Origin of the sequence: Bradyrhizobium sp. sGM-13, from assembly GCF_018398875.1 — a bacterium.
GTDB lineage: Bacteria > Pseudomonadota > Alphaproteobacteria > Rhizobiales > Xanthobacteraceae > Bradyrhizobium.
Genome location: NZ_JAGWDK010000001.1, coordinates 305,760 through 327,271 on the forward strand (window position 1 = coordinate 305,760; position 21,512 = coordinate 327,271).

Consider the following 21,512-nt stretch of genomic DNA (forward strand, 5'->3'; position numbering starts at 1 on the left):
ATTGCCTAGAATTGTGCACTGCACAGATACGTGGGATTGCGTATATTGCACCGCAAAATAGCGACGTAGGTTTTGGTACGGAGTTTGCTGGGCCAAGCGGGTCGGTCGAACTGGGCAGGAGCAGCGGGTGGCAGGGCGGCAGCGGATAGACCGCGTCAGGCGCCAATATAACCAATGGGTCGCCAACCAGACGCTGGAGGACTACGCGCTCCGCTTCACCGCCAAGAGCGCGAGGCGGTGGTCTGCCGCCCGCGTCGCCAATACCGCGCTCGGCGCGATCTCTTTTCTGGCGCTGGAGGCGATCGGCGGCACCATTACGCTCAATTACGGCGCGGCCAACGCCACATCAGCCATTCTTGTCGTCAGCGTCATCATCTTCCTCTGCGGCCTGCCGATCGCCTATCATGCCGCAAAATGCGGCATCGATATTGATCTGCTGACCCGCGGCGCCGGCTTCGGCTATATCGGCTCCACCATCACCTCGCTGATCTACGCCTCCTTCACCTTCATTTTCTTCGCGATCGAGGCAGTTATCATGGCCGCGGCGCTCGAGATGTGCTTCGGCATCCCGCGCCCGATCGGCTATCTCATCAGCGCCGTCGTCATCATTCCGTTGGTGACCTACGGCATTACCCTGATCAGCCGCTTTCAATTGTGGACGCAGCCGATCTGGATCGTGCTTCACATCCTGCCCTTCGTGGCGATCGCCTACGCCAACCCGCAGTCGTTCACGGAGTGGCGCAAATTCGCAGGCGAGCATGGCGACGCCGGCGGCCATCTCGATCTGCTGCTGTTCGGCACCGCCGCGTCGGTGGTGTTTTCGCTGGTTGCACAGATCGGTGAGCAGGTCGACTTCCTGCGGTTTCTGCCGCGCGATCGCCGCACCTCGCGAACGTCATGGTGGATCGCGCTGCTCAGCGCTGGCCCCGGCTGGATCATTTTCGGTGCGCTCAAGCTGCTCCTGGGCTCGTTTCTCGCCTACTTCGCGCTGAGCCATGGCGTCTCCAGCGAGCACGCTGCCGAGCCGGCGCACATGTATCTCGAGGCCTTCCGCTACGTGCTGTCGCAGCCGGACATGGCGCTGGCGCTGACCGGCACCTTCGTCATTCTCTCGCAGATCAAGATCAATGTCACCAACGCCTATGCCGGCTCGATCGCCTGGTCGAACTTCTTCTCGCGACTGACCCACAGCCATCCCGGCCGTGTGGTGTGGCTCGTCTTCAACGTTCTGGTGGCGCTGCTGTTGATGGAAATCGGCGTCTACAAGGCGCTCGAGCAGACATTGGCGCTTTATTCCAACGTGGCGATTGCCTGGGTCGGCGCGCTGGTTGCCGATCTCGTCGTCAACAAGCCGCTCGGCTTGCGCCCGCAGCACATCGAGTTCAAGCGCGCGCATCTCTGCGATATCAACCCGGTCGGCGTCGGCGCGATGACGATCGCGACCATCGTGTCGATTTCTGCCTTTTACGGCCTGTTCGGCCCGACGGCGAAAGCGCTCTCCGCCTTCGTGGCGCTCGCGGTTGCCTTCGTCACCGCGCCCCTGATCGCCTGGGCGACCGACGGCAAGTATTACATCGCGCGCAAGCCGAAGCGGAGCTGGCAGAACCTCGAATCGATCCAGTGCTGCATCTGCGAGCACTCGTTCGAGCCGGAGGACATGGCCTCCTGCCCGGCCTATGCCGGCCCGATCTGTTCGCTGTGCTGCTCACTCGATGCGCGCTGCCACGATCTCTGCAAGCCGCATGCGCGCGCCGGCGCTCAGGTCTCGAACATGCTCGGGAAACTGTTGCCGGAGGCTATCTACGCGCGGATCAATTCGCAGTTCGGGCACTATCTCGGCGTGTTCGCGGTCTCCGCGGGGCTGGTCGGGCTGACGCTGGGGCTGATCTACCTGCAGACCTCGGCGGCAATGCCCATCGAAAATTCTGCGCTGTCGGACGTGCTGTGGAAGGTGTTCTTCGCGCTCACCATCATCATCGGCGTGGTGGCATGGTTGTTCGTGCTGGCGCAACAGAGTCGCCGCGCGGCGGAAGCGGAGACGCGACGGCAGACCGCGCTCCTGATCCACGAGATCGACGCGCATAAGCGCACCGATGCCGAACTGCAGCGCGCCAAGGAAGTCGCGGAATCGGCAAACCTTGCCAAGAGCCGTTACGTGGTGGGATTGAGCCATGAACTGCGCTCGCCGCTGAATGCCATCTCAGGCTATGCGCAGTTGCTGGAGCAGGATTCCAACCTCCCCGCAAAGCCCCGCGACCAGGTGCGCGTGGTCCGGCGCAGCGCCGACCATTTGTCGGGACTGATCGACGGCATCCTCGATATCTCCAAAATCGAAGCAGGCCGGCTTTATCTGTCGCGCGACGAGGTCCGCCTGAGCGAATTTCTCGATCAGCTCGTCGGCATGTTTCGTGTTCAGGCCGCCGCCAAGGGCATCGACTTCATCTTCAAGCGGCCCTCGGTGCTGCCGCTCGTCGTCTATGCCGATGAGAAGCGGCTGCGGCAGGTTCTGATCAACCTGCTCTCAAATGCACTGAAGTTCACGCAGACCGGAAACGTCCAGTTCGTCGTGCATTACCGCAGTCCCGTTGCGGAGTTCGAGGTGATCGATACCGGACCCGGCATCCAGCCGGACGACCTCGAACGTATCTTCGCACCGTTTGAGCGCGGCGCGCTCGGCGTCTCGCAGCCGCAGACCGGCACCGGGCTTGGGCTGACCATCAGCCGGCTCCTGGCCGGCGTAATGGGCGGCGACATCAAGGTGACCAGCCAAGTCGGCAACGGCAGCACGTTTCGCGTGAAAATCCTGCTGTCGGAAGTGACCAATCCGACGCGGATCGCGCCGGTGGAGGCGCCGATCTTCGGCTATCACGGCCCCCGCAAGACGATCCTGATCACCGACGATGATCCGACCCACCGCGATCTCCTGCGCGAGGTGCTGACGCCGCTCGGATTCATTTTGCTCAGCGCGCCCGATGGACCCGGCTGTCTCGCGCTGGCGCAGCATTGCCGGCCGGATTTGTTTCTGCTCGACATCTCGATGGCCGGGATGGATGGCTGGACGGTGGCGGAAACGCTGCGCGCAAGCGGCCATCACCAGGCGCGTATCCTGATGGTGTCGGCGAGCGCGCTTGAAGCGCATGGCGCGCCGCTGGCGCAACCGTTCCACGACGGCTATCTGATGAAGCCGATCGATATCCCCAAGCTGCTCGAAACGATCCGGCAATTGCTCAAGCTCGAATGGCGGTATGAGGCAGGCGATGTCCCTGCCCCGCATTGGAGGCCGGAGACCGGCTCGCGGCCGCCAGTGAAACATGTCGAGGAACTGATCGGGCTCGGGCAACTGGGCTACGTCCGCGCGATCCAGGTCAAGCTCGACGAGATCGGAGATGACTACCCCGAACATGCCGACTTCGTGTCGCAAATGCGCGCCTTGATCGACCGCTTCGATCTCGACCAGTACATGGCGACCCTGAAAGCCCTGCACAGCTATGATCATTGAACCAAAAAAGCGCGACGTCGCCCTCGTCGTCGACGACTCGCCTGAGACGCTGCGGCTATTGACCGATGCGCTCGACGGCGCGGGCATGACCGTCATGGTCGCGCTCGACGGTGCGTCTGCGATGCGGATCGTCGACCAGATCACGCCTGACATCGTGCTGCTCGACGCTGTGATGCCCGGCATGGATGGGTTCGAGACCTGCAGGCGGCTGAAGCGCGACGCGGGGCTCGAGCATGTTCCGATCATCTTCATGACGGGGTTGGCCGAAACCGAACACATCGTACGCGGGCTGGAGGCCGGCGGCGTCGACTACGTGACAAAACCGATCGCGGTCGAGGAGATGTTGGCGCGCATCCGCGTTCATCTCGCCAATGCCCGCCTGACCCAGAGCGCGCGCGCCGCGCTCGACGTCTCCGGCCGCTATCTGCTCGCCGTGAATGCCGCGGGCAAGATCATGTGGGCGACACCGCAGGCGCAGAAGCTGCTCTCCGACTCGCTCGCCGCCGACGGTGACGATAACGTTGTGCTGCCCGAGCCGATTCCGCAATGGCTCGATGAGGCGCGCAAGGGTAAAGCCGCGGCAAAGGCCGCGGCCATGCCGACGCGTCACGGCAACGAGCAGCTTCGCCTGCAGTATATGGGGAAGCTCGGCGCGAACGAATTCCTGCTGCGGCTGGCGAAAGATTCCGGCGCGGAAGCGCCAGTGGAGTTCTCCAGCGAGTTGGGGCTGACGACGCGCGAGGGCGAAGTGCTGTCATGGCTGTCCAAAGGCAAGACCAACCGCGATATCGCGCAGATTTTGGGACTCTCCCCCCGCACCGTCGACAAGCACCTCGAGCAGATCTATTCCAAGCTCGGCGTCGAGAACCGCACCGCCGCGGCGGCGATCGCGGTGAATGCGAAAAACAGGAGGGGGTGAAGGGCTGGCTGCCGCTCCCTCTCCCCGTTCTTCATCGCGAGAGGGAGGAGCGATCTCGCCCCACGGTCATTGCGAGCACAGCAAGCAATCCATCGCTCCACAAGCGGAGACATGGATTGCTTCGTCGCTTCCCTCCTCGCAATAACGCGGAGAAATCAATGCGTCGCCGCTAGCTTCCGCTGTTCGGAACCATCCGCACGAGTCTGCGCGATCAGCCGCTTCAATTCCGGAATGCAGGAGCCGCAATTGGTGCCGGCTTTCAGCTTCATCCCGATATCGGCCGCCGAACGCGCACCCGCTGCGATGGTGTCGCAAATCGTGTTGCGGCCGACGCCGAAGCAGGCGCAGACGATCGGGCCGGCGTTGGCGAGGCCGTCGACCGATTTGCCCGACAGCAGCATGCGGCGCTGGTCGTGGCCCAGCGTATCTGCGGCAAACAGGTCCTTGACCACGTTCCAGTCGCCGGCGTCGCGCGCCGGGCCGATGAACAGGCAGGTGTCGATACGGTTGCCGTCAAAGGATGCGGCGCGATAGACGCCGCCGCCAAAGTCCTTGTATTCGGCGAGATCGTCGCGCGCGATGGATTTCAGCCAGGATTGCCAGCCTGCGACGTCGGCATTGTCGGCGAACAGGTAGCCATGGCCGCCTTTGACGGCGACGCGCGCTGCCCAGGCATGCGCGGGCAGTTCGAGTGGCTTGCGCGACAACGCAAAGCCGCGGAAGACGTATTCGTAAGGCACGAGTGAGGCCGGCGTCGCCTTGTTCTCGGGCTGGCCCGAGAACGGATCGGTGACGGGCGCTACCAGCGAGCCGACGCGTGCGCCGGTCGCGTTGGCCTCGCTCCAGTGGATCGGCGCGAACAGCATGCCGCGCTGCTGGCGTTCGCTGACGATGACGCGGAGCGTGCATTGCCCGTAGTCGGTGGTGACGCGTGCGAAGTCGCCGTCGGTGACGCCGTATTTTGCGGCATCATCCGGATGGACTTGGACGAATGGCTCCGGTAGATGCTGGCCGAGCCGCGGGCTCATCCCCGTGCGGGTCATGGTGTGCCACTGGTCGCGGATGCGCCCGGTGTTGAGCCGCAAGGGCCGCGCCGCGCTGGTCTCGGTCCGCAGCGCCGGAATCTCCGGCGCGATGAAACGGGCTCTGAAATCGTTGGCAAAGAACCCGCCTTCGGCGAAGAAGCGCGCTTGCGGCTCGGTCCCCTGCCGAACCGGCCATTGCACCGGCGTCATTGCATCGAAATCACTGTCCGACAGCGACTGCAGCGCACCGATATCGAAGTCGCGCGCGCCCACGTTCTCGAAGGCCGAGAGCGCGGCGTGCTCGCGAAAAATATCCGCCGCCGAGGCGAAGCTGAAGGCCGCGCCGAAGCCAAGGCGCCTGGCGGCTTCGCCCATGATCCACCAATCGGGCTTGGCCTCTCCCGGCGAGGGAAGAAATGCGCGCTGCCGCGAGATGCGCCGTTCCGAGTTGGTCACCGTGCCGGATTTCTCGCCCCAGGCCTGCGCCGGCAGCAGCACATGCGCGCCCGCGTCCACCGTGTCGTTCGAGATCACGTTCTCGGAAATCACGAACAGCTCGAGCTTTTTCAGGGCTTCGCGAACACCGTCCGCGTTCGGCAGCGACACCGCCGGATTGGTGCCCATGACCCACAACGCCTTGATCTCGCCGCGCGCGATGGCCTCGAACATTTGCACCGCCTTCAGGCCCTCATGGGTGGCGATGCGCGGCGCCTTCCAGAATCGCCGCACGCAATCGATATCCGGCGGCGTGAATCCCATATGGGCGGCGAGCTGGTTGGCGAGCCCGCCGACCTCGCGGCCGCCCATCGCGTTGGGCTGCCCGGTCAGGGAGAACGGCGACGCGCCCGGCAGGCCGATCCGCCCGGTCGCGAGGTGGCAATTAAGGATGGCGTTGACCTTGTCGGTGCCCTGCGCCGACTGGTTGACGCCCTGCGAATAGAGGGTGACCACCCGCGGCGTGTTGGCAAACACCTGGAAGAACGTCGCAACGTCCTCCTCAGGCAAGCCGGTCGCGAGCGCCGTAGCCCCGATGCTTCCGGCGATGCTGCGCGCGCGGGCAATAGCATCGTCGAAGCCGGTGGTGTGGAGTTCGATGTAGTCGCGGTCGAGTACGCGGTTGTCCGCGAGGTAAACCAGCAACCCGCTGAACAGCGCCGTATCCGTGCCCGGCTTCAATCCTAGGAACAGATCGTCGTCGCCCACGGTGTCGGTCCGGCGCGGGTCGATCACGACGATGCGCGCACCGCGCTTCTGCTTGTTGGCGAGCATGCGCTGGTACAGCACCGGATGGCACCAGGCCGCGTTGGAGCCGACCAGCACCAAGAGGTCGGCCTCGTCGAGGTCCTCGTAACACCCCGGCACGGTGTCGGCGCCAAAAGCGCGGCGGTGGCCGGCGACGGACGAGGCCATGCACAGCCGCGAATTGGTGTCGACATTGGGGCTGCCGACAAAGCCCTTCATCAGCTTGTTGGCGACGTAATAGTCCTCCGTCAGCAACTGGCCGGAAAGATAGAACGCGACCGCGCCCGGACCGTCGCGCGCGATGATATGCTGAAGCCTGTGCGCGACATGGTCGAGCGCGTCGCTCCAGGCGACCCGCTCCATGGTTCCTTTGCCGCAGCGGATCATCGGATAGAGCAGCCGGTTCGTCAGCCCGAGCGTCTCGCCAAGCGCCGAGCCCTTCGAGCACAGCCGGCCGAAATTGGCGGGATGATCAGGGTCGCCCGAGATCGCCGCCCCGCCCCGCCCGTCCGGTGTCGCCAGAATGCCGCAGCCGACGCCGCAATAGGCGCAGGTGGTTTTGACAACGCGGAGATCGGGATCGACAACCGTCATGCAAGCAATCCGATCATGCAGCCTCGGAACGGATCGCGAGCGAGCGACCGAACATAATGTCGGCGCGAATTCGGGCCGTCGGCTGACGCGTGCGGATCAATTCGTGATACCAGAGCGCGTCGGCGACATCGCCTATCAGCACCGCGCCCGTTAACCGCCCATCCACGATCACGAGCTTCTTGTAAGTGCCGTGGTTGATGTCGGAGAGCACGATGGCCTCGCTGCCGTCGCCGCCCATAAAATCGCCGGCGGAGAACACGCTGACGCCGGAAACTTTCAGATTGGTCGCAACGATGCTTCCACTGTACGACGCTTCACGCCCGGCGAGATGCCGCGCCAGCACCCGCGCCTGTTCATAGGCCGGCTCAACCAGGCCGTAGCAGACGCCCCGATGCTCGGCGCACTCGCCGATGGCGAATATACAGGAGGCGTCGGTCTGCAGATGGTCGTCGACCACAATGCCGCGGTTGACAGGGATACCGGCTTCCCTGGCGAGCGCGATGTTCGGGCGAATGCCTGCGGCAAAGATCACAGCGTCGGCCTCAAGCCGGCGTCCGTCCGCCAGTTCGACGGCTTCAACCCGCGTCTCGCCATGAATGCTCGCCGTGTTGGCGTTTAGCAGGATCTCGATGCCCTTGCTCTCGACGAGGGATTTTAATAGCGCCGCCGCAGGCGCGTCGAGCTGTCGCTCCATCAGACGGTCCATCAGATGCACCAGCGTCACCGGTGCGCCGGCCTTGGCGAGGCCATAAGCCGCCTCGAGACCCAGCAATCCACCGCCTATCACGACGGCACGCTTCTTCTGCGCGGCCAGCGTCAGCAGCAAGTCGACGTCGCGGCTATCGCGAAACGTGTGCACGCCGGCGAGATCGGCGCCGGGTACATTCAGCCGCAGCGGCGACGACCCGGTGGTCAGCACCAGTTTCGAAAACGGAATGCTCTCGTCGTTCTCGATCTTGAGTTCGCGGCGACCGACATCAATCTCGGTCGCCACGCAGCCATATTTCAGGGTGACGCCGCGGTCGCGCCACCAGGCCGCCGGTCGCAGCTCGATGTCCTGCGACGTTGTCTCGCCGGCCAGCACCGATGACAACAGCACGCGATTATAAGCAAGCCGCGGTTCGTCGCCGATCACGGCGATGGCGTAGCGGCCTAACGCCACCTTGGCGAGTTCATCGACCAGACGGGCGGCAGCCATGCCGTTGCCAACGATGACGAGCGGTTCGCTCATGGCACGTCCTCACCTACCCGCTTTCGTATGAACCTACGCCGCCTCGACGAAGCGATGCCGCTCGTAGAGGAATTCGAGCACGCGCTGCCGGCACTTGAGGTAGCCAGGGTTGGTCGCGAGCTCGAGCCGCTTGCGCGGACGCGCCAGCGGCACTTCCAGCACTTCGCCGATCCGCGCGCTCGGGCCGTTGGTCATCATCACGATGCGGTCCGACAGCAGCACGGCCTCGTCGACGTCGTGCGTGATCATCAGGATGGTGTTGCCGAGCTTTTGGTGCAGCGCCATCACCGAGTCCTGCAGATGTGCACGCGTCAGCGCGTCAAGCGCCCCGAACGGCTCGTCGAGCAAAAGCACCTTCGGCTCCATCGCCAGCGCCCGGGCAATGCCGACGCGCTGCTTCATGCCACCTGAAATTTCCGACGGGCGCTTGTCCCTGGCATGCGCCATCTGCACCAGGTTGAGATTGTGCATCACCCAGGCGTCGCGCTCGGCGCGGGTCTTGGTCGACGAAAACACCTTGTCGACGCCGAGCTTGACGTTTTCATACACCGTCAGCCACGGCAGCAGGCTGTGGTTCTGGAACACCACCGCGCGATCCGGTCCCGGCGAATTGACCTCGCGGTTCTCCAAGAGCACGCCACCATTTGTGGCGCTGGTGAGGCCGGCCACGATGTTGAGCAGCGTGGACTTGCCACAGCCGGAATGGCCGATGATCGAGACATATTCGCCCTTAGCGATGGTCAGGCTGATGTCTTTCAGCACTTCCGTCGTGGCGTTGCCACGGGTGAACGTCTTGTCGATATGGTCGAGCTTCAGATAGGCCTGCATGACTTGATCCTTCAGTTCAGCGCGGTGCCGCGGGTCACGACCTTCGCCAGTCCCGCGATCAGACGGTCGAGCACGAAGCCGATGATGCCGACATAGAACAGCGCCAGGATGATTTCGCTGATGTGCGAGGAATTCCAGGCGTCCCAGATGAAGAAGCCGATGCCGACACCGCCGATCAGCATTTCCGCTGCCACAATCGCCAGCCACGACAGGCCGATGCCGATGCGCAGGCCTGTGAAGATGTAGGGCGCCGCTGCCGGGATCATGATCTTGGAGAAGAACTCCAACGGATTGAGCTGCACGACGGCTGCGACGTTTCGGTAATCCTGCGGGATGTTGCGGATGCCGACCGCGGTGTTGATGATGATCGGCCAGACCGAGGTGATGAAGATGACGAAGATCGCCGACGGCTGTCCATCACGGAACGCGGCGAGCGACAGCGGCAGCCAGGCCAGCGGCGGGATAGTTCGCAGCACCTGGAACAGCGGATCGAGCCCGCGCATTGCCCATACCGACTGGCCGACCAGCGTGCCGAGCGCGATGCCGACGATGGCGGCAATCGAATAGCCATACGCCACCCGCTGCAGCGAGGCGGACAGATGCCAGAACAGGCCCTTGTCGATGCCGCCATTATCGAAGAACGGATCGAAGATCAGCTCCTTGGTGTCCTTGAAGACGCGTGACGGCGGCGGCAGGGTCGAGCCGGTGCGACGGCAAACCAATTCCCAGAACAACATCAGGAGCGCCAGCACGATCAGCGGCGGCACGACGCGCGCCGCGATCTCCTTGCCCATCTTGACGTATTTTTCGGCACGTGGCGCCGGCTTCGGCGTCATCGTCACCACCGGCGCCGCAGAGGTCGGCGAAGCGGTCGGAATGGCCATGGCAGTGGCTTCAGCTTTGATCGCAGGCATCGTCATTGAAAATGCATCTCCGTGTTCAATGAGCGGGCCGCCCGCAACCGCGCGCGGCCCGGGCTTGATCAGACTTCAACGCGCTTAATCGAAAGGGACTTCAGGTACGCAGCTGGGTTTTCCGGATCGAACACCTTGCCGTCGAAGAAGGTCTCCTTGCCGCGCGAGGTCGAGGTCGGAATCTCGGCAGCGGGGACGCCCAGCGTCTTGGCGGCTTCTTTCCAGAGATCCTCACGATTGACCTTGGCGACCAGCGCCTTGCTGTCGAAGCCCGCTTCGTATTTGCCCCAGCGGATGTCCTCCGTCATGAACCAAAGATCGTGGCTCTGGAACGGATAGGAGGCGAAGTCGCGCCAGTACTTCATGATGTGCGGCGAGTTCTCGACGATTTTGCCGGGGATGCCGTAGTCGAACTTGCCCGCCGAACGATCATAGACGTCGTCGACCGGACAGTTCATCCACTGCCGCTTGCCCATGATGGTGGCGAGCTCTTTCTTGTTCTCGGCCTTGTCGGCCCATTGCTGCGCCTCCATAACAGCCATCAGGATCGCCTTGGCGGCCTTCGGATATTTGTCGACCCAGGCTGCGCGCATGCCGAGCGACTTCTCCGGATGCTTGTTCCAGAGTTCGCCGGTATTGACCGCGGTGTAGCCGATGCCCTGGTTGATGAGCTGCAGATTCCAGGGTTCGCCGACGCAGAAGGCATCCATCGTGCCCACTTTCATGTTGGCAACCATCTGCGGCGGCGGCACCACGATGGTCTCGACGTCCTTGTCGGGATCGATGCCGCCGGCGGCGAGCCAGTAACGGATCCACAGATCGTGCGTGCCGCCCGGGAAGGTCATCGCAACCTTGGCCGCCTTGCCGGCGGCCTTCTTCTGCTCGAACACGGCCTTGAGCGGCGAAGAGTCAGTCCCGATCTTGAGGTTGGCATATTCCTTGGCAATCGAGATGCACTGCGCATCAAGATTGAGCCGCGCCAGGATGTACATCGGGGTCGGCACGTTGTTCTGCGTCACCTTGCCGGCCGAGATCAGATAGGGCATCGGCGTCAGGATATGCGCGCCATCGATGCCGTTGCCTTCCGAGCCGAGCACGAGGTTGTCGCGGGTGGTGCCCCACGATGCCTGCTTGGCGACCTCGACGTCGGGCATGCCGTGCTTGGCGAAGAATCCCTTGTCCTTGGCGACGAATAGCGGCCCGGCGTCGCTGAGCGCAATGAACCCTAGCGTCGCCTTGGTCACCTCCGGACCCGCGCCTTGCGCAAACGCGCCGGCCGGGAAATTCAGCTTGGCCGCGGCGAGTAATGCTGCCGTGCCGCCGGTGGCCTTGAGGAGCTGGCGGCGGCTGAAACCGCGTGAGGTCGGATGGGTAGGCTTCGTCATGGGCGTCGTTGTCCTTTGCGTCGGTGCGTTGAACGGGGCCGTCCGATTGGTGTCACCGCGCCAGGCGCAGAAAGGCGCGTTCCAGGGAGGCCCCGGAATGGCGGCTCACAATTCGGATGAGTGGTCTCGAGGGACGGCTTCAATGGCGTCGACACAAGCTATTCAAGCTTCGTGCCAAGCCTTCCGCAGTGCAAAAGATACAATTATTTCAACACACTATTCATTCGTCGTCGCAAAAATCGGCAGCCAGCGACAAACCGGTTCCGCATCCAAAATTTGCGATTCGCCCAATCCTTGTGCGGCGCACAAGAATTGAGCAGGCACAAAAACAGACGGCTTACGCAACCTCCGCGGTCTTCGCCATCATCGGTTTCGGCGCGCTCCCCTCGCCTGGCTTCATGCGGAATTCGTAGCTCATCAGGTGCCACGGCTCGCCCGCGGGCTTGCCGTCCGGCATCGTCGGATCGGTACGCTTTTCGATTCTGGCGACCAGCTCGTCCTTGACCCCGAACACCACGTCGGAATCGAGGTATTTGTCGCCGTCGATGAAGACGTGGGTGATCAGCGGCTGATAGCCGGGCGCATCGACCAGGAAATGCACGTGCGCCGGCCGCATCGGATGACGGCCGGTCTGCACGATCATCTCGCCCACCGGGCCGTCGGTCGGAATCGGGTAGCTGCACGGCAGTATGGTGCGGAAGAAGAACCTTCCATCGGCATCGCTAATGAAACGCGCCCGTGACGACGGCCCTTCCGTCGCATAAGCCGGCTTCTGGGAGTCATAGAAGCCGTCATCGTCAGCATGCCAGATGTCCACCGGCACGCCGGCCAGCGGCTTGCCCTCGAGGTCGGTGACGCGGCTCTGCACGAACATCCGCTCGCCGGGCAGCGTCGCCGAGATATCGGTGCCATGCGGCGTCACCTTGTGCTCGCCGACATAGAACGGGCCGAGCACCGTGGTCTCGGTGGCGCCCTCGCGCTCCCGGTGGTTCACGGCATCGACCAGCATCGACACGCCGAGCACGTCGGACAGCAGAATGAACTCTTGCCGGATCGGGGTGCACTTCTGGCCCGTGCGCGTTAGAAAATCGATCGCATATTCCCATTCCTCGAAGGTGAGATCGGTCTTGCGGACATAGTCGTGGAGGGACTTCACCAGTTCCTGCAGCAGGAATTTGGCGCGCGCATCAGGCGTATTGTCGAAGCTGCGGATGACGGCGGCGGTCAGTTCGGTCTCGCTGAATTGGCGCATTTTTAGTGTCCTGCGGGATATGCGATGGCTGGAGTCAACCTATACCACCCTTCCCGCCCGCATAAGCACGGCCCGTTGGAACAGGGGACACTTTTCGGCTATCAAGACCGCAGTCGCCAGCCGGAGATGCCGATGTTAGCCCCCGCCTCGCCCGAATCCGCCGGAATGTCCAAGTCGGCCCTCGATCGCCTCGAAAATCATCTGAAGCAGCGCTACATCGATGCTGGCCGCTTCCCGGGGACGCAGCTCCTGATCTATCGCCGCGGCAAGATCGTCCATTCGTCCGTGCAGGGCTTTGCCGATCTCGAGCGCAAGGTGCCGGTCAAGGACGACACCATCTTCCGCATCTATTCGATGACCAAGCCGCTCACCTCCGTCGCCTTCATGATGCTGGTCGAGGAAGGCCGCGTCGCGCTCGACGAGCCCGTGCACAAATACATTCCGGCATGGAAGAACCTCGGCGTGTTCGTGGCCGGCACGCACCCGGCCTTCCTGACCCGACCGCCGTCGCGGCCGATGCTGATCGTGGATCTATTGCGGCACACCTCCGGCCTGACATACGGCTTCCAACAACGCAGCAACGTCGATGCGGCCTATCGCGAGAACAAGATCGGCGAAGTCATCAAGGCCGGCACGCTGCAAGGCATGATCGACGACCTCGCAAAAATTCCGCTGGAATTTTCGCCGGGCGAGGCCTGGAATTACTCCGTCGCCACCGACGTGATCGGCTATCTCATTGGTTTGATCAGCGGCAAGCCGTTCGAGCAGTTTCTGAAGGAGCGCATCCTCGATCCGCTCGGGATGAAGGACACAGACTTCTTCGTGCCCAAGGACAAGGCGCATCGGTTCGCGGCGTGTTATTCGGCCGACCCGCAGGGCGGCTTCAATCCGCTCGCCGCAGAGCGCAAGGGCACGCTGACGCTGCAGGACGACCCGGCGACGAGTTCATTCCTGTCGCCGCCCTCCTTCATCTCCGGCGGCGGCGGCTTGTGCTCGACCACGGCCGACTACCTCACCTTCTGCCGGGCGCTGCTCAATGGCGGCGAGCTCGGCGGTATCAGATTGTTAGGTCCGAAGACGCTGAAGCTGATGACGTCGAACCATCTGCCCGGCGGGGTCGACTTGCCGGCGATGTCGCGCTCGCTGTTCTCGGAAGCGGCCTATAACGGCATCGGCTTCGGACTCGGCTTCGCCGTCACCATGAACCCGGCACAGACGCTGATTGCGGGCAGTCCCGGCGAGTTCAACTGGGGCGGCGCGGCGACGACGTCGTTCTTCATCGACCCGGCGGAAGAACTGATCACGATCTTCATGACTCAGGTGCTGCCGTCGAGCGCCTATCCCTTGCGGCGCGAGCTGCGCACCATGGTCTATGCCGCGATCACAGACAGTAACCTCTGAGGTCGGCAATCTCTGAGGTTGGCGGCCGGGCCACACGGCGGAACCCGGCCGCTTCTCCAGTCGGCTGAATATCTTACCTTATCCTCTTATTATTCTTGGCGAAATTCGGCGGCTTCTCCTATGCTTGCCCCCGATTGGGCGCCGATCCGGGGCTTGCGTTGAAACTTTCACTGCCAGTGCGTCTTGTCCTTCTGGTCGCGGGAACCACGCTGCCGTTGATTGTTTTCGCGGCCGGCATCGTTTTCAACCATTACAAGCAGGACCGACAGAACGCGACGCAACGGGTCCTTGAAACGGTTCGCAGCATTCGCCTCGTGCTCGACTCGGAGATGCAGCGGATCACCGGCGCACTCCAGGTGTTGTCACTGACAAACGCAGTGCGCGACGGGGATTTCGAGGGTTTCCGTCGCATCTGCCAAGGTTTTCTTGACCAGTATGGCGAAGGCGGCGTCGTGCTGGTGGCGGACCGCGAAGGCCGCCAGGTGTTCTCCTCGCTCACGCCGGATACGGCAAGCCTGCCGTTGCGCAACAATCTCGGCCTGGTCGAGAAGGTCTTTGCGGAAAAGAAGCCGGTCTATTCCAACCTGTTCTTTGGGGCGGTCAAGAAACGGTTGATCGTGACGGTCGAGGTGCCCGTTATCCACGATGGCGAGGTACTTTACGACATCTCGTTCAGTCCGCCGATCGAAATTTTTCAGGCCATGATCGAGCAGCAGCGGCCGAGCAAGGATTGGACGATCTCCATCTTCGATGGCGAAGGTATCAATTTCGCGCGCGTGCCGAATCCGCAGGAGACCATCGGCAAGCGTGCATCGCCTTCGCTCTATACGCAGATGTTCAACAATCCGGAAGCCACCCTGCCGACGGTATCGCTCGAGGGCGTACCGCTGATTACGAGCTTTGCCCGCTCCTCGCTAACCGGCTGGACGGTTGCCGCCGGCATCGCCGAAAGCTCGTTGGTCGCGCCGCTCTGGCGCAACCTCGCAATCACCAGCGTAGTTGGCGCCGTGCTGCTGATGGTCGGGCTCGCCTTCGCGGTGCGGATGGCAACCCAGATCGCCCGCGGCGAGTTGCTCCACAATCTCCTGATCGAGGAGCTCAATCATCGCGTCAAGAATACGCTCGCAGTCCTGCAGTCGATCGCCACCCAGACCTTCCGCAGCGCGAGCCGGGCGGAGCGCGAGAAGTTCGAGGGAAGGCTCGGCGCGTTGGCAGAGGCGCATAACTTGCTCAGCCAGGAGAAGTGGCAGGGCGCGGAGCTGCGGGAAGTGATTGCGCGGGTGCTGCAGCCCTACCTGCTCAACAATCCACAGCGGGTGCGGATGTTCGGACCGCGGGTCCCGCTGTCGCCGCGGCTCGCCGTGGTGCTGTCGATGATCGTGCACGAGATCGCAACCAATGCCGCTAAATACGGCGCGCTATCGAACGATACCGGAACCGTCGCGGTGGATTGGGAGATCCTCGAAGAAAGCGACGGGCGCAAGTTGCGGTTGATCTGGACCGAGGCAGGCGGCCCGCCCGTCACGGCACCGGTGCAGCGCGGCTTCGGCTCGCGCCTGATCGAGCGCAGCGCACGCGACCAGCTCGGCGGCGAAGCAACCGTCGACTTTCTGCCGCGCGGCGTTGTCTACACCGTAAGCTGCGCACTCGACAGGGAAGAATAGCTATTTAAGCATCTCCGGCACGATCAGGCGTGGCAAAAACAATGAGACGCTCGGCCAGACGATGACGGCGGCCAGTACCAGCAGCATCGGTATCAGCATGATCACCGTGTCTTTCAGTGCGTAGCGCAGCCGCACCCCGGCGATCGAGCAGGCGATCATCAGGCACAGGCCATAGGGCGGCGTCACCAGTCCGAACGCCAACGACACGATCGAGATGATCGCAAACTGAACGGGGTGCAGGTCGACCGACTTCGCTAAGGGCTCCAGCACGGTGCCGACAATCACGATCGCCGGAATGGCGTCCAGGAAACAACCTACAACGAGGAAGCAGAACGCAATGAAGAAGCCGGCCCCGACCGCGCCCATGCCCCAGGTCGAAACGTTGGCCAGGAGCTCCTGCGGTATCTTGTAATAGGCCAGCAGCCAGCCGAACGCGCTCGCGGTGCCGATGCAGAACAGCGCGACGCCTGCCAGGCGCCCGGTATCGAGCAGCGCCTTGTAGAGTTCGCGCGGGCCGGTTTCGCGGTAAAAGAACGCTGACAGCACCACGGAATAGAGCACGGCGACGCAGGCGGATTCGGTGGCGGTGAACCATCCGAGCAGGATACCGCCGACGATGATGAACGGTGTCATCAGCGCCGGTATCGATCGCCAGATGGCATAGCCGATGTCGGTCCAGCTCGATTTCGGGTAGGTCGGATAGCCGCGGCGCACCGCGTAGACATGCACCGTCGCCATCTGGGCGCCCGCGATCAACAGCCCGGGGACGATGCCGGCCAGATACATCGCTGCGATCGAGGTCGAGATGAGTCCGCCCCAGACGATCATCAGGATCGAGGGCGGGATGATGACGGCGAGCACCGCCGATACCGCCGTGATGGCGATCGAGAACGAGAGGTCGTAGCCTTCCTTGGTCTGGGCATCGATGAAGATCTTGGACTGACTTGCGGCATCCGCAGTGGAAGAGCCGGAAATACCGGCAAAGAACACCGACAGCACCACGTTGATCTGCGCCAGCGAGCCCGGCCAATGCCCGACCATCGAGCGCGACAACGCCACCAGGCGGTCGGTGATGCCGCCGATGCCCATCAGGTTGGCGGTCAAGAGGAAGAAAGGCACGGCGAGCAGGATGAACGAGTTGTAGGCGTTGAAGGTCTCCTGCGCGAGCGACATCATCGAGAGGCGGGGCTCGATCAGCAGGATCGGTACGCAGGCAAGACCCAGCGCAAACGCCACCGGCACGCGCACGATGAGCAGGCCAACGAAAACACCGAACAGAACCAGTGCGGCCTCCCCGGCGGAGAGTACATTTCCACCGTTCATCGGCTCACCCCGACCAGAATTTTCAATTCGTCGACGATCTGTTCGCCTGCAAAGACGATCCACGTCACACCCGCCACGGGCCATGCGACATGAATCATCCAGAGGGGTAGATCGGCCAGTTCGGACGTTCGGTTCCAGGCGAACCGCGTGAATTCCAGGCCAGCCCACACGAATACCAGCGCCATCGCCAGCACGCCGAGACGCGCGACGATACACACCGCGGCTTCCGCTCGCCGCGACAGGGTGGGCCAGACGTCGACCTCGAAATGCTGCGCCTCCCTGATTCCGACCATGGCGCCGATCATGATGGTCCAGATGAACAGGAAACGCGCCATCTCCTCGGTCCAGATGTAGGACGGTATAAACGGCGTATAGCGCGAGATGACCTGCAGGGTGACCGGAACGACCAGACTGCCGACGCATGCGGCGAGCAGGATTTCGAGTAGTTTCGCATAGGCCGCCGTCGCTCGTCGCCATAGCGACGGGTTCGGCGGCATCGACATTTCAGTCATCATGGCTCCGGAAGGTAACGATCACGGAATGGGGCAAGCCGCATGGCTTGCCCCACTTCCCGTCGCTCGGCGCGACAATCATCAGGCGACGTTGATCTTCTCGAAGATGGCCTCGGCGCCGATTTCCTTGGCATAGGTGGCCATCACGGGATCGGCTAGCTTCTTCATGGCGTCGCGCTCTTCGAACGGAACGCGCTTGAGCTTGCCGGCCTTTTCCAGCGTATCGAGCTTGACAACCTCCTCGCTCGACTCCAGTTGACGGCCATAATCGCCGGCTTCCTTGCCGGCCTTCATGATCGCGTCCTGCAAGTCCTTCGGCAGGGTCTTCAACGTCTTCACCGAGAAGCAGATCGGCCGGATCGATACCGCGTGCTGGGTCAGATTGAGGTGCGGGGCGACTTCGTAGAACTTCATCGCCTCGACGCCGGCCGCCTCGTTTTCGCCCGCCGAGATCACGCCGTTCTGGATGGCGTTGTAGACCTCGTTGTAGGCGATCACCGTCGGGCTCATGCCGACGGCTGCAAACGTCTTCGACCAGATCGGAGCGCCCTGCACGCGCACCTTGAGGCCTTTGAGATCGGCAAGGTTCCTGAGCGGCTTGTTGGCGAAGATGTTGCGAATGCCGCCGCCCGCATAGCCGATCAGGACGACCTCCGCCTTAACAGCGATTTCGTCGGCCACAGGTGCCAGAATATTCTTTTCGACCACCTTATTCATGTGCTCGATGCCTTTGAACACAAAGGGTGCATCGATGAAGGGAGCCGCCTTGGCGAAGGTCGACATGTGGGCCGGCGAGACGATGCCGTAATCGACCGCCTTGCCCTGCGACATGTACTCGAAATACTGCTTCTCGAGACCGAGCGACGAGTTCTTGTGCAGCGTGAAGTTAACCGGCTTGCCGTAGTACTTCTTCACCAGCTCTTCGAACCTGGTCAGCGCCTTGGTGAAGGCGTGATCGTCATTGAACTGCACCGCCCCATTGAGGCTAACGGGCGCCTGCGCCCTGACGATCGATGGCATGCCCAGCACGCCGGCAGCAGCCGTCGCACCAAGGCCCGCAAGTAGGGTTCTTCGTTTCATAGCTTCCTCCCCAGTAACGCCCGTCCCTTGTAAGCGGGACTTTGGCCTGGCCGACGCGGCCACTACCGCAAAGCGTATGCAAAACGGTGCGACTGTGGAAGCCAATTTAAGTAGTACCCCAGGCCAATAAGCCGCAGACGGCCAAGCCGGCGATTGCAGCCATTTTGGGCAAATCCCGGCTCGAGCCGAGCCTTGCGTCCCTCAGTGCCAAGAGCCGTAAAGCGCCCGACACGGCTTCGCGGTATGGGCGTCGCCGCGCGACATCGATCGATCCGTGGGTGCCGCCGGCACAGTGCAACCGACACGCCGCAAATATTGCGCGATATCGGATCCGGCCCGTCGCGCGCGCAAGGCGTTCCCGTTCGAACGACGCTGCGCCAGATCCATTTGCAGGATTCCGATAGCGCGGTGAGCACGCGGGTTGCCGCTATTTCCCAGAACGACTGATCCGAAAGCGGAGCTGAACTCTGCTGCAATTTGTCAGGCATCAGTGTCCGCGGAAACTCTTAGCAACAACCACCGATGCGCTGCGAGCGACTGCACGGTCGGCCCGCACCCCCCGTAGAAATCCGGTACTGATCGGGACACAGTAAGCATGCGGGCCAAAATCTGTGGCCATTGAACTCGCGGTGGTTGTGGTTTATCGAATATTTTGCCAAATGTAATGGGCGGGGTTTTGCCAATGCGCCCCGGGCGCCGACAGCTTTAGGTAGTTGGCGGCGCCGGTATCAGGATGCTCCCAATACGCAAAGGCGTTTGGCTGCCATCCCGCAATCTCTCAGGAATTCCGTGGTTCCCTATACCAACTCACGGACCGGACTGACTTAACGCGGTACACATGGATGAACCCCTGACCTACTTTTGCCAGGGTTTCCCGATTGAAGGACGGTAAAACCAGAATGAACAGATCAGCAGCGAAAAAGATGAAACAGCGCAGCGCCGGCAAACCCGATATCGAATTGGGCAAGCGGATTCGCCTGCGGCGTGTGGAACAGAAAATCTCGCAAGCGGAGCTTGGCGACAAGCTCGGCGTCAGCTTCCAGCAGGTTCAGAAGTACGAGAAGGGCGTCAATCGTGTCGGCGCTGCTCGTCTTCAGCAAATCGCTACCGCGCTCGACGTGCCGGTGACGTTCTTCTACGACGGCGACGGCAAGGCGCGGGAAGTCGAGAGCCTGCTCTTCCTGGACAGCGCGTTCAGCCTGAGGCTGCTTCGTGCCTACAGCAAGATCAAGGACCAGACTGTACAGCGTCAGTTGGTGTCTTTGATGGAATCGATCGCCGCCAACGAGGGCTAGGCATTATCGCGCCTGGATCGCAGCACCGCGGACCCGATCATTCGCGCGAGAAATCGCCGGGTAGCCTGTTGCTGCGCTGGGCCAAATCTTGAGCTGGCCGGGACCATACCCGTGCGACGCCATCAGGATGGGGATGGCGGAGTCCGGGACGCACCGCAGCGAAAACCGACGCGGCAGGTTCGACCATCAACAACGTGACTGCATCACCGTCACCCGATGCTCCCTCACACGCAATGCGCGTGAGCCCGCTCCTGCCCTCACAAACTCACCTGACGACCCTCACTCCATTTGCCCGGCGCCTTCTGCTGGTCGTACGTGCAAAAGCGGCAATTGACCTCGGCGCGACGCTTGTCCGACAATGGACCAAGCCTCACGAGTGAAAGCCGCAACCGATGCTCGACATCGCCAAAACTGCCGAAATATCCTATGCCGACGGCAAGATCCTGCAAAGCATCAGCGACGGCGTCGGCGTCATTACCTTCAACAATCCCGACAAGCGCAATGCGATGTCGCTCGAAATGTGGGAAGGCCTGGGCCACGCGCTGACGGAGCTGCGCGACGACGCCGACGTGCGCGTCGTGATCCTGGTCGGCGCCGGCGACAAGGCCTTTGTCTCGGGAGCCGACATCAGTCAGTTCGAAAAGACCCGCCATAATGCGGCGGCGTCGGAAGAATATTCCAAGCGGAGCGAGGCGCAACGCGCGCTGCTCGCAAGTTACCCCAAGCCGACGATTGCCTGCATCCGCGGCTTCTGCCTCGGCGGCGGCATGCAGGTGGCGATGCTCACGGACATCCGTATCGCCTCCGACAACAGCCAGTTCGGCATTCCAGCCGCCAAGCTCGGCATCGCCTATGGCTATGATGGCCTGCGCCACCTCGTCTCGCTGGTCGGTCCATCCTGGGCGCGGCTCATCATGTACACGGGCATGCGGATCGAGGCTGCGGAAGCGTTGCGGATCGGACTGGTCGACCGCGTGCTGCCGGATGCAGAATTGTGGGACGCCACCATGGAGATCGCGCGCACCATCTCCGGCAACGCGCCGCTCGCCATCAAGGCCGCCAAGATCACCATCGCCGAGGTGATGAAGGACGAAAGCAAGCGCGACATGGAGGTGATCAAGGCGATCGGCCGCGCCTGCATGGATAGCGAGGATTTCCGCGAAGGCCGAACGGCTTTCATGGAAAAGCGCAAGCCGCAGTTCAAGGGGAAGTGACGCTCACAAAGCGCGAATGAGCGAAATCCTATCCACGTCATTGCGAGCGAAGCGAAGCAATCCACTTGTCCGCTCGGGATAGATGGATTGCTTCGTCGCGGAGCCTGTCATCGGGCGCGCATTCGCGCGACCCG

General features: G+C 62.6%; 15 protein-coding genes. 6 read left to right on the forward strand and 9 right to left on the reverse strand.

The genetic code is table 11. The features are described from left to right. The first annotated feature begins 127 nt into the window (after positions 1-127). Both KJQ96_RS01485 and KJQ96_RS01490 read left to right on the forward strand, forming a co-directional pair. Positions 128-3,499, forward strand: coding sequence for an ATP-binding protein (locus KJQ96_RS01485; RefSeq protein ID WP_213284926.1), 3,372 nt, complete (start codon positions 128-130; stop codon positions 3,497-3,499). Beyond that, positions 3,489-4,418 (forward strand): response regulator transcription factor, encoded by a 930-nt coding sequence (locus KJQ96_RS01490; protein WP_213284927.1) that lies wholly within the window; start codon positions 3,489-3,491, stop codon positions 4,416-4,418. Before KJQ96_RS01485 ends, KJQ96_RS01490 begins: the two co-directional genes overlap by 11 nt. Before the next feature lie 155 nt (positions 4,419-4,573). On the opposite strand, the gene KJQ96_RS01495 is transcribed toward KJQ96_RS01490, so the two are convergent. From KJQ96_RS01495 to KJQ96_RS01520, 6 genes are all read right to left on the reverse strand, one after another. Next, positions 4,574-7,279 (reverse strand): nitrate reductase, encoded by a 2,706-nt coding sequence (locus KJQ96_RS01495; RefSeq protein ID WP_213284928.1) that lies wholly within the window; start codon positions 7,277-7,279, stop codon positions 4,574-4,576. Between the two features lie 13 nt (positions 7,280-7,292). After that, entirely contained in the window at positions 7,293-8,510 is a 1,218-nt protein-coding gene (locus tag KJQ96_RS01500; protein ID WP_213284929.1) for an NAD(P)/FAD-dependent oxidoreductase, read from the reverse strand. A gap of 33 nt (positions 8,511-8,543) precedes the next feature. Further along, positions 8,544-9,338, reverse strand: coding sequence for an ABC transporter ATP-binding protein (locus tag KJQ96_RS01505; RefSeq protein WP_213284930.1), 795 nt, complete (start codon positions 9,336-9,338; stop codon positions 8,544-8,546). A gap of 11 nt (positions 9,339-9,349) precedes the next feature. Then, positions 9,350-10,258, reverse strand: coding sequence for a nitrate ABC transporter permease (gene ntrB / locus KJQ96_RS01510; RefSeq protein ID WP_213284931.1), 909 nt, complete (start codon positions 10,256-10,258; stop codon positions 9,350-9,352). Between the two features lie 62 nt (positions 10,259-10,320). Then, entirely contained in the window at positions 10,321-11,637 is a 1,317-nt protein-coding gene (locus KJQ96_RS01515; RefSeq protein ID WP_213284932.1) for a CmpA/NrtA family ABC transporter substrate-binding protein, read from the reverse strand. Positions 11,638-11,974: 337 nt separating this feature from the next. Next, the gene (locus KJQ96_RS01520; protein ID WP_213284933.1) at positions 11,975-12,889 is read right to left on the reverse strand and encodes an intradiol ring-cleavage dioxygenase; all 915 of its coding nucleotides are present in this window, start codon (positions 12,887-12,889) and stop codon (positions 11,975-11,977) included. Positions 12,890-13,015: 126 nt separating this feature from the next. Between KJQ96_RS01520 and KJQ96_RS01525 the strand changes: the two genes are divergently transcribed. Together KJQ96_RS01525 and KJQ96_RS01530 are read left to right on the forward strand one after the other, a co-directional pair. Then, positions 13,016-14,290, forward strand: coding sequence for a serine hydrolase domain-containing protein (locus KJQ96_RS01525; protein ID WP_375293130.1), 1,275 nt, complete (start codon positions 13,016-13,018; stop codon positions 14,288-14,290). Positions 14,291-14,448: 158 nt separating this feature from the next. Beyond that, entirely contained in the window at positions 14,449-15,954 is a 1,506-nt protein-coding gene (locus KJQ96_RS01530) for a sensor histidine kinase (protein WP_249733585.1), read from the forward strand. On the opposite strand, the gene KJQ96_RS01535 is transcribed toward KJQ96_RS01530, so the two are convergent. The 3 genes from KJQ96_RS01535 to KJQ96_RS01545 form a co-directional block, all read right to left on the reverse strand. Beyond that, positions 15,955-17,277, reverse strand: a complete 1,323-nt coding sequence (locus KJQ96_RS01535; protein WP_213284935.1) for a TRAP transporter large permease — start codon at positions 17,275-17,277, stop codon at positions 15,955-15,957. It abuts the gene before it with no gap. Next, a complete protein-coding gene (locus tag KJQ96_RS01540; RefSeq protein WP_213284936.1) occupies positions 17,274-17,789 on the reverse strand; it encodes a TRAP transporter small permease in 516 nt (171 codons plus the stop codon). Before KJQ96_RS01540 ends, KJQ96_RS01535 begins: the two co-directional genes overlap by 4 nt. An 81-nt stretch (positions 17,790-17,870) precedes the next feature. Beyond that, positions 17,871-18,869: a TRAP transporter substrate-binding protein gene (locus KJQ96_RS01545; protein WP_213284937.1), complete on the reverse strand. Its 999-nt coding sequence runs from the start codon at positions 18,867-18,869 to the stop codon at positions 17,871-17,873. A gap of 899 nt (positions 18,870-19,768) precedes the next feature. Here KJQ96_RS01545 and KJQ96_RS01550 point away from each other — a divergent pair. Both KJQ96_RS01550 and KJQ96_RS01555 read left to right on the forward strand, forming a co-directional pair. Then, positions 19,769-20,164 carry a helix-turn-helix domain-containing protein gene (locus KJQ96_RS01550; protein ID WP_028347342.1) on the forward strand — a complete coding sequence of 132 codons (396 nt, stop codon included), beginning with the start codon at positions 19,769-19,771 and terminating at the stop codon, positions 20,162-20,164. Between the two features lie 392 nt (positions 20,165-20,556). After that, a complete protein-coding gene (locus tag KJQ96_RS01555) occupies positions 20,557-21,378 on the forward strand; it encodes an enoyl-CoA hydratase (protein ID WP_213284938.1) in 822 nt (273 codons plus the stop codon). The last annotated feature ends 134 nt before the right edge of the window (positions 21,379-21,512 follow it).

What these genes read in the sequence shown, in the direction of transcription:
- KJQ96_RS01490 (WP_213284927.1), top strand. Translation starts at nt 3,489, where the DNA reads ATGATCATTGAACCAAAAAAGCGCGACGTCGCCCTCGTCGTCGACGAC.
- KJQ96_RS01495 (WP_213284928.1), bottom strand. Translation starts at nt 7,279, where the DNA reads ATGACGGTTGTCGATCCCGATCTCCGCGTTGTCAAAACCACCTGCGCC.
- KJQ96_RS01500 (WP_213284929.1), bottom strand. Translation starts at nt 8,510, where the DNA reads ATGAGCGAACCGCTCGTCATCGTTGGCAACGGCATGGCTGCCGCCCGT.
- KJQ96_RS01505 (WP_213284930.1), bottom strand. Translation starts at nt 9,338, where the DNA reads ATGCAGGCCTATCTGAAGCTCGACCATATCGACAAGACGTTCACCCGT.
- ntrB (WP_213284931.1), bottom strand. Translation starts at nt 10,258, where the DNA reads ATGACGATGCCTGCGATCAAAGCTGAAGCCACTGCCATGGCCATTCCG.
- KJQ96_RS01515 (WP_213284932.1), bottom strand. Translation starts at nt 11,637, where the DNA reads ATGACGAAGCCTACCCATCCGACCTCACGCGGTTTCAGCCGCCGCCAG.
- KJQ96_RS01520 (WP_213284933.1), bottom strand. Translation starts at nt 12,889, where the DNA reads ATGCGCCAATTCAGCGAGACCGAACTGACCGCCGCCGTCATCCGCAGC.
- KJQ96_RS01525 (WP_375293130.1), top strand. Translation starts at nt 13,016, where the DNA reads ATGCCGATGTTAGCCCCCGCCTCGCCCGAATCCGCCGGAATGTCCAAG.
- KJQ96_RS01535 (WP_213284935.1), bottom strand. Translation starts at nt 17,277, where the DNA reads ATGAACGGTGGAAATGTACTCTCCGCCGGGGAGGCCGCACTGGTTCTG.
- KJQ96_RS01540 (WP_213284936.1), bottom strand. Translation starts at nt 17,789, where the DNA reads ATGACTGAAATGTCGATGCCGCCGAACCCGTCGCTATGGCGACGAGCG.
- KJQ96_RS01545 (WP_213284937.1), bottom strand. Translation starts at nt 18,869, where the DNA reads ATGAAACGAAGAACCCTACTTGCGGGCCTTGGTGCGACGGCTGCTGCC.
- KJQ96_RS01550 (WP_028347342.1), top strand. Translation starts at nt 19,769, where the DNA reads ATGAACAGATCAGCAGCGAAAAAGATGAAACAGCGCAGCGCCGGCAAA.
- KJQ96_RS01555 (WP_213284938.1), top strand. Translation starts at nt 20,557, where the DNA reads ATGCTCGACATCGCCAAAACTGCCGAAATATCCTATGCCGACGGCAAG.